Here is an 11,544-nt window from a genome sequence, read left to right as displayed (position 1 = left end):
TTCAAGGAAGCAGGTAAGCTATTGCAGAAGGAGTACGATGAAGAGATCCTTATTGATTTTATGGATAGCTATAAAATAGATAACTACAAAAAAGAATACCAAAAATGCATAAGTAAGATAAAAGCTTCAGATATAGTATTAATAATAATGCATGGCGGTTTGACTCATTTTAAGAGTTTTGATTCCATAATAGGCAAATTCACAGGCATTAAGAAGTTTTTTATCCGTTCCGGTTTTGATGATGAAAATAAAATGATGTTGGGGAAATCAGGTTTATCCCAAAGAGAGTATCAATAGATATTAAAATATGTTTTATCAAGCAATAAACTTAATTGCAAAAATTTAATAAAGTATCTTGCAGCCTATTATGGTGGCATGAAAATTTAATATGATTTACCTAAGCCATTGAAATGGGAAGGAATTTATTATCCCGGAAAAAATATTGAAAATCATAGGGAGTATTTGGCTAAAGCAAATAGATCAGGAAAGCCTGTAATAGGAATATTGCTTTACAGCAATTTTATCCATGTGCCTGTTCTTCAAGGCATGAGCACTTACCAGGCATATGAAGATTGGGAGACCAATCTAAGAGGTTTAGATACAATGTCTCTTACCTCTAATGTATATTATCCAGAGTTTGATGGGCAGATAATCACGGTTACCATAGCGTATTGCCAGCTTATAGAAAATGATATAGTCCAGAAAATAGTGCACAAGCCTATTTATGAAAGAATAAATAAAATATGTAGGCTTGCATTAAATTGGGCAAAACTGGCCATAAAACCTAACAAGGACAAAAAAGTTGCAATAATATTTCATAATATGCCTCCTCGAAACGATATGATAGGATGTGCCTTTAGTCTTGATTCTCCTCAAAGTGTTTATCTATATGTATAAGCTTAGATGATTCCTTCGAAGTCAATGAATCCATCTGGTAGATTTGGCTTATTACTTGGCAATATCGGAGGTATAGGCCTTTAACGGAAGCCTTTATCCATGCTCATCTATAAAATATTTTACAAATACTCTTCCTCTTACTCATACAAGTATTGCATTAAGAAATATAGGAGAAGATGTGCAAAGCATGATTTTGCATGTGGTTGTACTGCTATTGTATTTCATAGTTTTATTTGTAGCAGGTGTTAAATATTGCAAAAATGTAGAATAGAAGTTGGAAGGAGTTTCAAAGATGAAAAACGCAAAAACGGTATATCCATTTACAGCTATAGTAGGACAGGAAAAGATGAAAAAGGCTTTGATATTGAATGTTATTAATCCTCTTCTTGGAGGAGTATTGATAAAAGGAGAAAAGGGAACTGCCAAATCTACTGCCGTAAGAGCTCTAGCAGAGCTGCTTCCCGAAAGAACACAAGTAGAAGGTTGTATTTTTGGTTGTGATCCTTATGATAAAAGCGGCATGTGCATCACATGCCTGAAAAAATTGGAAGTAAATGTAAAACTTAATGAAGTAAAAGGAAAAATGAAAGTTGTAGATCTGCCTATAAGTGCCACAGAAGATAGAGTTGTGGGAACTCTCGATATAGAATATGCAATAAAAAAAGGCGAGAAAAAGTTTGAACCCGGTATACTTGCTCAGGCAAACAGAAATATTCTTTATGTAGATGAGGTAAATCTGCTGGATGATCATATAGTTGACGTTCTATTGGATTCTGCGGCTATGGGTGTCAATACCATAGAAAGAGAAGGGGTATCATTTTCTCATCCTGCGAGATTTATTTTGGTAGGTACCATGAATCCAGAAGAGGGAGATCTTAGACCCCAGCTATTGGATAGATTTTGCATGGTAGTCAATGTTACAGGAGAAAGAGAATCAGAAAAAAGAATGGAAGTAATAAAAAATAGGTTGGAATTCGAGAAAGACAGTGAAGCTTTTGCAAAGAAATGGAAGTCTAAGCAGCAGGAATTAAGAAATAGGATAAAAAAAGCCCAAGAGCTTTTACATGAAGTTACTTATGACGATAGTATATTGGAGATGGCTGCAAGAACAAGCATTGAAATGGAAGTGGATGGTCACAGAGCGGATATTGCCATGATAAAGACTGCAATGACAATCGCAGCTTTTAACGGAAGAAATAAAGTTTTGAACAGTGATCTATTGGAAGCTGCAGAACTTGTTTTACCTCATAGAATGAGGAGAACACCTTTCGAAGAAGGCATATTCAACATGTCAAGGGTCGAGAATGTTATTGGGCAAACGCATCAAGGTTAATGAGAGGGAGGGCTTTGCAAGTGAATTATGATTATGTGTTTCCCTTCGCAGCAATTATAGGGCAGGAGAAAGCAAAAAAGGCATTGCTCTTGAATTTGATCAATCCCAAAATAGGAGGCGTGCTGTTAAGCGGTGAAAAAGGTACTGCAAAGTCAACCTTGGTAAGGGGTATGGCAGTTTTAATGAAAGGAATGAAAGTGATAAATCTTCCTCTGAATACTACAGAGGATAGACTGATAGGAACTATTGATATTGAAAAGACCATAACACAGGGAAGGAGAAGCTTTCAACCTGGCATATTGAAAGAAGCTCATGGAAACATACTGTATGTTGATGAAGTAAATTTGCTGAGTGAGCATTTGGTTAACTGTATTCTTCAAGTGGCATCCTCAGGTTTGAACAAAGTCGAAAGGGAAGGTATTTCTGTTGTTCATCCTTGCCAATTTGTATTGGTAGGCACCATGAATCCTGAAGAGGGAAATATAAGGTCTCAATTTTTAGATAGATTTGGCTTGTTTGTAGAGATTAAGGGTTGTGAAGACCTATATGAAAGAAAAGAAATAATAAAAAGAAGGCTCGAATATGAAAGATCTCCATTGGATTTTATAGAAAAGTGGAGATTGGAAACGGATGTGCTATCACAACAAATAAAAGCTGCAAAAAAATATTTGAGCAAAGTCCAAGTATCGGATAATGTGATGAAGCTGGCAGCGGAGCTAGCTAAGGAAGCCAATTGCGCCGGACATAGGGCTGAACTTGTAATTATTGAAACTGCAAGGGCTATAGCTGCATACGAAAAAAGAAGCAATATATCAGTAGGGCACATAAAAGAAGCAGCAGAATATACATTACCCCATAGAAAGAGGGAAAAAACCACTAAACAGGAGCTGCCGCCGGAGACTCCGGAAATGGAGGAACAGAAGGAAAGCAATGAACAGCAATCAAAACAACCGGAAGAATATGAACCATCAGATCAAGCGGAACAGGAAGAAGAATCCGAAGCAGAGCAACAGGAGGATCCTAATACTTTGGAGCCAAAGCAGCAAGAAGATGGAAACTCCGAAGTTAAGGATAAAAAAGAAGAAAATGATGAAATGAGTATTGATCAGATAGATGATATTGGACGAACCTTCATTGTGAAAAATTTGGATATAAAAGCTATAGATCGGAAGAAGCGTAAGGGTGAAGGCAAAAGGATCAGAACCAAAACCGATGCTAAAAAGGGACAATATATAAGGTATAAGATACCTAAAAATAAGCTGCAAGATATAGCTTTTGATGCTACATTGAGGGCAGCAGCCCCATATCAGGCAATCAGAGAAAAAAAAGGTCTTGCTATTACAATTGATAATAGTGATTTCCGTGAAAAAGTGAGGGAAAAACGAACCGGCAGTACAATAATTTTTATTGTTGATGCCAGCGGTTCCATGGGAGCGAAAAAGAGAATGTCTGCTGTGAAGGGCGCTATAGTATCTTTGCTTACAGATGCTTATCAAAAAAGAGACAAGGTAGGACTCATAGCATTCCGTAAAAAAGAAGCCGATGTGTTGCTCAATATAACCCGTAGCGTAGACATGGCGGAAAAATGCCTGAAAACTTTGCCCACAGGAGGAAAGACGCCTCTTTCTGCAGGTCTTTTCAAGGGATACGAAGTAATAAGAACAGCTCAAAAAAAGAATCCTGATATGCTGCCAATAATAGTACTGGTATCAGATGGCAGGACTAATGCGTCAATCAACGGCGGAGATCCTTTTGAAGAAGCCATGGAAATAGCTAAAAAGATTAGAATGGAAGGTATACGCTCCATTGTAGTAGATACGGAACAGGGATTTATAAAGTTAGGAATTGCGAAAGATATCGCAAATGCATTGGGAGCACTATATTGCAAGCTTGAAGAATTGGAAGGAGAGCAATTGGCAGAAGCGGTACGTCAGTGTGCCATAGATTGTAACTATTGAAAGGGGTTATGCAATGAATAAGTCAGATATTTATGATGGTATTTTTCATCCTGAGGCAGATATTATTTTTGATTCATCAGAAAGTTATATGAAGTGGTATGAAAAGCATAAAAAAACTGACAATGGTCCCTGGATAGGTTTGCTTATTCATCAGAATAACTGGTTAAAAGATAATATTTTGGTTGAAAAGGTATTGATAGAGGAATTTGAAAGGGCAGGAATAAATGTTATACCGGCATTTAGCTATTCAACATTTGAAAGCAAAAAAGGGATAAAAGATTTCAACAGTGTTATCAAAGATTATTTTTCAATTGAAGGCAGACTTGTAATCGATGGACTGGTGAATTTTCAGATGTTAACTGCCATAGGTAATGGTAAAAGCGGCAGTTCCTTTCATAATGGAGTAGAAATATTTAAGCAAATGGATATACCTGTTTTTAGACCTGTTACTAGCTACTTTCAAAGTCAAAAGGAGTGGAGAGAGAATAAAAGGGGACTGTCATGTGAAATATCCTGGGCATTTACAACAAGTGAAATGATGGGAATGATTGAACCTATAATAGTAGGTTGTCGTAATGATGTTGGCTTTACTGAACCCATAATGGAGCGTATAAATAGATTTGTAAAAAGAGTTTCTAAATGGTTGGAACTGAGGCAGTTAAAAAACAGTGAAAAAAAGCTTGTATTAATGATACATAGTGCTCCTTGTTCAGGTGTTGAAGCAACTGTAGGTATCGGAGTAGGGCTGGATGTGTTTGAAAGCGTGGTGAAAATATTAAAGGAACTTAAGAATAATGGATATAGGGTAGGAAAAATACCAGATACCGGCCAGGAGCTTTATGAAATAATTATGAAACGAAAAGCATATCAGGATTTTAGGTGGACTACGGTGGAAAGCATAGTGGATGCTGGAGGTGCAATTTATTGCATGCCCATGGAAGGTAAGCAGGGCTATATGCAATTTTATGATAGATTTGATGAAAAAATGAAGCAAAAGCTGGAGGAAACATGGGGAACCGTGCCAGGGGAAGGAATGGTGCTTAATGGGGAGATAATAATAAGCGGATTGGCATTTGAAAATGTTGCCATAATGCTTCAACCCAAAAGAGGTTGCTATGGATCAAAATGTACCGGTGAAGTGTGTAAAATATTGCACGATCCCCAATGTCCTCCACCTCACCAGTATATTGCCACCTACAGATATATAGAAGAAATAATGAAAGCAAATGCCGTTATACATGTAGGTACAGGGGGCAGCTTGGAATACTTGCCGGGTAAAGCAAATGCATTGTCTTCCGATTGTTGGCCTGATTTGGTTCTTGGAAATCTGCCCAATATATACATTTATAATGCAGGAATAGGAGTAGAAGGTACAGGCGCCAAAAGGAGAAGCAGTGCTATAATACTGGATTATATGCCTTCCAGTCTGGCAGTGGATATGGATAAGATAAAACTGGCAAAGCTTATAGGAGAATATCTGGAAGCAGAAGAAGTGAACAATGATCAAGCTGATTTAATGAAAAAAGAAATAGAGAACATGGCGCAGGCAATTCCCAAAGCCAAAGAAATTATAAACTCGGAGCAGAATTTTTTAGATGGAGCCAAAAAGTTAAAAGGCCTTTTGGTGCAATCGGTAAACAACAACAGAGAGCAAAAGCTTCATATATTTGGAGAAGTACCTATGATAAAAGAGGCAGCGGCTTATATAAAAGAATCAATTGATGGAAGCAGTAAAAACGCATCAAAAATGAGAAAGGTTTGTAAAGATGAATATGAATATAATGTTTTAATGATGGAATTGATTTATCAATGCATAGAAGGGAATGAAATTGATAGCCCATATATTAATCAAATACCCACGGAAGTTTTAGATGACATAAAGATTGAGATATTTGAAACCTATGAAAGCCTAAAACAGGTAAAAAATGAAATAAAGAGCATTATAAGAGCCCTGGATGGGAAATTTGTGGAACCTGGGTTGTCAGGAATACCGGGAGATGATCTGAGATGTATATTGCCAACTGGCAGAAATTTCTATATTATGAATATAGAAAAGATACCCACACGGGAAGCATACATGATAGGAGCTAAACTTGCAGAGCAGTTGATTGAAAGATATGTCAAAGAGGAAGGAACACTACCTGAGAAGATAGCCATGAATATGATTTCAACAGATATATCGAGGACTAAAGGGGAACAGCTATCCATGATGATGAACCTCATGGGGATAAGACCTGTATGGAATGATAACGGAAAGGTAGAAGGGCTGGAAGAAATACCACTGGATGAACTTAAACGTCCCAGAATAGATGTAGTGGTCAGAATATCGGGAGTTTTAAGAGACGCTTATCCGGAAGCAGTAAATCTAATGGATCAGGCGGTTATTTTTGCTTCTTCTTTAGATGAACCCTTGGATAAGAATTATGTGAGAAGGAACACATTAAAAATTGCTGAAGCGTTGAAGATGGCAGAAGCAGATAATATCGAAAGACGTTCAACCATCAGAATATTTGGTGACAAGCCGGGAGCTTACGGAGCAGGAGTTGATCTTGCACTTAAAGCAAGTGCATGGAAGAAAGAAGAAGATATAGCAAAAATATTTACAGCATTTTCTGGTTATGCTTATGGCAATAATTTGAACGGTCGTATAGCTAATCATGAATTCATAGAAAATGTAAAAGATGCAAATTTATCATATGAAGCTACTATCTCAAGAAGATATGACATATTATCTTCCGGCTTTGCTGCATCTGTAGAAGGTGGTTTTAAAACTGTTAAAGAAATGTTCTCAGATAAAGAAATCAAGCAATATCATGGAAATACTGCGGATAAAGATAACATTTTGGTTTCTGGTATAAAGGATGAAATAGAAAAAATTATGGAGGAAACTTTTTTTAATCCTCTATGGAATGAGAGCATTAAGGAAAGAAATTATACAGGGGCTGCAGAATTGATGAGAAGAATACAGAACATATTTGATTGGGAGTGCTTATCGGAAAATATTGACGATAAAAACATTGATAGGATAGTGGACACATATGCAAATGATGAAAAAATGAGGGAATGGTTTAATCAACATAATAAATATGCAATTGAAGAGATATGCCGAAGATTTTTAGAACTCCATGAAAGAGGCAAGTGGAAACCCAATCCTGAAGTCTTAAAAAAGTTACAGAGCATTTATATGCAGATTGAAGGAGATATGGAAGAGTTGCACGAAAACATTAAAGGTGAATATCAGGGCGGAGAAATAGAGATTTTGAATCAAGATGATATCAAAGAGTGGAATGATAAGCTTAAAGATTTAAATGAAATATTTCATATGATATCAACTGATACTGAGAGAGAGAATACGCTATAATAATTATTGATATGTATTAAATATTGAATTTTAGGAAACTATTTATTATATAGAAATGGAATATAATATAATATTATTACTACAATTAGGCAGGAATTTAAAAAGTGGTGTAGAATATGTAATAAGTGTTGCATATTTTATATAAAAATTAAGGGGGAAGATGCAATTGACAAAACGAAATATTTCTTTATTGTTGGCTCTTGTGATGGTATTGAGCCTTCTTGCTGGTTGTTCTAAACCTGCAGAACAAACACCTGCAGAGCAAACACCAGCTGAGACACCTGCAGCAGAAGCTCCAAAGTATTCCTTTGGTATGGTTACTGACGTAGGCGGTATCGGCGACAAATCCTTCAATGATTCTGCTTGGGCAGGAATTGAAAAAGCCGGTAAAGAACTTGGTGTTGAACCAAAATTATTGCAATCCACAAAGCAAGACGATTATACTCCAAACCTTGGAAGCATGGCTCAGTCAGTAGATTTGACTTTGGCTGTAGGTTTCTTGTTTGAAGATGCTATGAAGACTACAGCTGATCAGTATGGAGACAAGAAATTTGGTGTAATCGACACAGTTGTTGACAAGCCAAATGTTATGTCAATAACATTTAAGGAACATGAAGGTTCTTTCTTGGTTGGTCTTATAGCCGGTCTTACTACAAAAACTAATACTGTAGGTTTTGTAGGCGGTATGGACTTCCCAACAATTCATAAGTTTGAAGTTGGTTATATTGCAGGTGTTAAATCTGTTAATCCAAATGCAAAAGTTATAGTTAACTACACAGGCGCTTTCGACAACCCTGACAAAGGTAAGGAAGTTGCATTGGCTCAGCATCAACAAGGTGCAGATGTAATATTCCATGCCTCTGGTTCTTGCGGAATCGGTGTTATCCAGGCTGCTGATGAAAAAGGCTTCTGGGCAATCGGTGTTGACCAGGATCAGGCAAAAGAATCTAAGAACAACAAAGTTCTTTGCAGCATGATCAAGAGAGTTGATACAGCTACATACACAGTAATCCAAGCTTATGTTAACAACACATTCAAAGGCGGCGCAGCAAATGCTTTAGAGCTTGGACTAAAAGACGAAGGTGTTGGATACAGCGACGGTGGAAACAATGTTCCAGCTGATGTAGCAGCAGTTGTAGAAAAGTACAAAGCTGCAATAAACGATGGAAGTATAACTATACCATCAACAAGAGAAGAATTGGAAACTTTCAAACCTGTTGAAATTAAATAGTAAGATATCCAATAAATAATAAAAGCTAGATGCGCAAGCCTCTAGCTTTTATTATGATTTAATTGTATAATATTTTTAGCTTGTATAAAAAGTTAGTGCTAGGAAGGTGGGAAATTTATTGTCGGCTGTTATTGAAATGAAGGGTATTGGCAAGTCCTTTCCAGGCGTAAGAGCTAATGATAATATTAATTTAACAGTAAATGAAGGCGAGATACATGTTTTACTGGGAGAAAACGGCGCAGGTAAAACTACATTGATGAATATACTTTACGGTCTTTATACTCCTGATGAAGGAGAGATATATGTCAAAGGCAAAAAAGTAAGAATAAGCAATCCAAATGTGGCAATTTCTCTTGGTATTGGCATGGTACATCAGCATTTTATGCTGGTACCGCCTTTTACGGTGGCAGAAAACATTGTTCTTGGATTAGAGCCTAAGAAAGGATTATCTCTTGATATGGAGAAAGCTATCGCTGATGTTGAAGAGCTATCAAAAAAATACGAGCTTAAGGTTGACCCGGGGGCAAAAATTCAGGACATATCAGTAGGTATGCAGCAAAGAGTTGAGATACTCAAGACTCTATATAGAGGAGCTGAAATCCTTATATTGGATGAACCTACAGCAGTATTGACTCCTCAGGAGATAGAGGAATTGGGAGTTATATTGAAAAGTCTTGTAAGTCAGGGAAAATCAATAATACTCATCACTCATAAGCTCAAGGAAGTAATGAGCATGAGCGACAGAGTAACAATAATCAGAAGAGGTAAGGTTATTGATACTTTGAAAACATCAGAGACAACTATGGAAGAACTGGCAGAAAAGATGGTAGGAAGAAAGGTTAGTTTGAATGTAGAAAAAGCCGAAGCAAAAGTAGGGAATCCTGTTTTACAGGTAAAAGGTCTGAGAGCATTGGACCATAGAGGCATAGAAGCAGTTAAAGGCATAGATCTTGAAGTACGAAGTGGTGAAATTTTAGGTATTGCCGGAGTTGACGGCAATGGACAAAATGAACTGGTGCAAGCCATAACAGGTTTGAATAAGGTTGAATCAGGTGAAGTAATCTTAAATGGAAAAAATATCACTAATCTCACACCAAAAGAAATAACTGACAGCGGTGTTGGTTATATACCTGAAGATAGGCATAAAAGAGGTCTGGTGCTGAATTTTTCGTTATATGAAAATAGCATACTAGGTTCTCAAAGAAATAAGAAGTTCAAAAAAGGTATGGGGTTGGATTATAGGAAGATTAGAGAATATTCTAGAAGGCTCATAAAGGAATTCGATGTGAGAACGCCTAATGAAAGAGTCAATGCCAGATCATTATCTGGTGGAAATCAACAAAAGCTCATCATTGCAAGGGAATTGGACAGAGAACCTTCATTGCTCATTGCATCACAGCCTACCAGAGGATTGGATGTAGGAGCCATTGAGTTTGTGCATCAAAGACTTATTGAGCAAAGAGATAAAGGCAAGGCAGTTTTATTGGTGTCATTGGAGTTAGATGAAATCATGGATTTATCCGATAGGATTGCCGTTATGTATGACGGGAAGATTGTCGGCATTGTTAATGCAAGAGAGACCAACGAATTTGAACTTGGTATAATGATGGCTGGCGGCAAGTCAGAAGAAAAGCATTAGGGGGTGTAGAAATGGAAAGCAGGATGGATGAAATTAAAAGTACGCTTAGAAATACGATTAAAGAAATCCTATATCCCCTAACTGCAATAATAGTGTCCTTCATTGTTGGAGGAATTTTAGTATATGCTTTTGGCAACAACCCTTTTGCAGCATATAAAGCTTTGTTTTTAGGGGCATTAGGAGATTTAAATAAACTTGGTGAGACACTGGTCACTACTACCACATTAATATTGACAGGTTTATCTGTTGCTTTTGCATACAGATGCGGCTTATTTAACATAGGAGCTGAAGGTCAATATATAATGGGCAGCGTGGCTGCAGTATGGGTAGGATGGGCTTTTCAAGGTCTGCCTTCTATATTGCATGTAACCATCACATTATTGGCAGGAGCATTAGCTGGCGGTATTTGGGCAGGAATTGTAGGCTGGTTGAAGGCAAAAGTAGGATCTCATGAGGTTATCAATAGTATAATGATGAATTATATTGCCATGAATCTGAGCAATTATCTTATAATGACAGCCTTGAACGAGCCGGGCAAAGCTTTTTCCTATGAAGTTGCTCCTACTGCTAAGCTGTGGAGATTTGCAGAGAGTTTTGAGCAATTTAAGTATTCAAGACTTCATATAGGAATAATTATAGCTATTATAATAGCTTTTATAGCATACTATTTGCTCAATAAGACTATCACAGGATATGAAATAAGAGCTGTAGGTTTTAATCCAAGCGCTTCTGAATACGGTGGAATAAATGTAAAGCGCAATATTGTTTTGGCAATGGTTATATCAGGTCTATTTTCAGGACTTGCAGGCGGAATTCAGACAGCCGGTGTGCAATATAGGGTAAATAACTTATTTGGACTTACAGGATACGGCTTCGACGGCATATCGGTAGCTTTGGTAGCTAATAATAATCCTATAGGTGTTTTATTGTCTGCTTTTCTATTTGGAGTATTGCAGAAAGGCGGACCTATGATGCAGATTGAAGGCATACCGAAAGAAGTAGTTGGAATTATACAAGGTATCATACTTCTTTTTGTTGCTTCAAACTTCGTGAGAATAACAGTTCAAAGATATAAAGAAAACAAAGAGATAAAATCATATATGAAGAAAGAGGAGGTAAAGTAGC

Annotated in this window: 8 protein-coding genes; all 8 read left to right on the top strand. The window is 37.0% G+C overall.

Annotation, left to right across the window (positions count from 1 at the left end; translation table 11 throughout):
• The first annotated feature begins 21 nt into the window (after positions 1-21).
• The 8 genes from BUB48_RS13220 to BUB48_RS13185 all read left to right on the top strand — a co-directional run bounded on the left by BUB48_RS13220 (position 22) and on the right by BUB48_RS13185 (position 11,543).
• On the top strand, positions 22-297 hold the full coding sequence (locus BUB48_RS13220; RefSeq protein WP_139249992.1) for a hypothetical protein: 276 nt from the start codon (positions 22-24) through the stop codon (positions 295-297).
• Positions 298-462: 165 nt separating this feature from the next.
• A complete protein-coding gene (locus BUB48_RS13215; RefSeq protein WP_139249991.1) occupies positions 463-897 on the top strand; it encodes a cobaltochelatase subunit CobN in 435 nt (144 codons plus the stop codon).
• 292 nt (positions 898-1,189) lie between these two features.
• Positions 1,190-2,230, top strand: a complete 1,041-nt coding sequence (locus tag BUB48_RS13210) for an ATP-binding protein (protein ID WP_073026700.1) — start codon at positions 1,190-1,192, stop codon at positions 2,228-2,230.
• A 20-nt stretch (positions 2,231-2,250) separates the two neighbouring features.
• Positions 2,251-4,188 carry a magnesium chelatase subunit D family protein gene (locus tag BUB48_RS13205; protein ID WP_242944217.1) on the top strand — a complete coding sequence of 646 codons (1,938 nt, stop codon included), beginning with the start codon at positions 2,251-2,253 and terminating at the stop codon, positions 4,186-4,188.
• A 13-nt stretch (positions 4,189-4,201) separates the two neighbouring features.
• The gene (locus BUB48_RS13200) at positions 4,202-7,549 is read left to right on the top strand and encodes a cobaltochelatase subunit CobN (RefSeq protein WP_073026698.1); all 3,348 of its coding nucleotides are present in this window, start codon (positions 4,202-4,204) and stop codon (positions 7,547-7,549) included.
• Positions 7,550-7,715: 166 nt separating this feature from the next.
• Complete coding sequence (locus tag BUB48_RS13195; RefSeq protein ID WP_084524624.1) at positions 7,716-8,780, top strand: BMP family lipoprotein; 1,065 nt, start codon at positions 7,716-7,718, stop codon at positions 8,778-8,780.
• 118 nt (positions 8,781-8,898) lie between these two features.
• On the top strand, positions 8,899-10,419 hold the full coding sequence (locus tag BUB48_RS13190; RefSeq protein WP_139249990.1) for an ABC transporter ATP-binding protein: 1,521 nt from the start codon (positions 8,899-8,901) through the stop codon (positions 10,417-10,419).
• An 11-nt stretch (positions 10,420-10,430) separates the two neighbouring features.
• Complete coding sequence (locus BUB48_RS13185) at positions 10,431-11,543, top strand: ABC transporter permease (protein ID WP_207648346.1); 1,113 nt, start codon at positions 10,431-10,433, stop codon at positions 11,541-11,543.
• Position 11,544: the final 1 nt, after the last annotated feature.

Origin of the sequence: Lutispora thermophila DSM 19022 (assembly GCF_900142105.1) — a bacterium.
Lineage (GTDB): Bacteria > Bacillota > Clostridia > Lutisporales > Lutisporaceae > Lutispora > Lutispora thermophila.
This window is presented reverse-complemented; position numbering and strand designations above follow the sequence as displayed.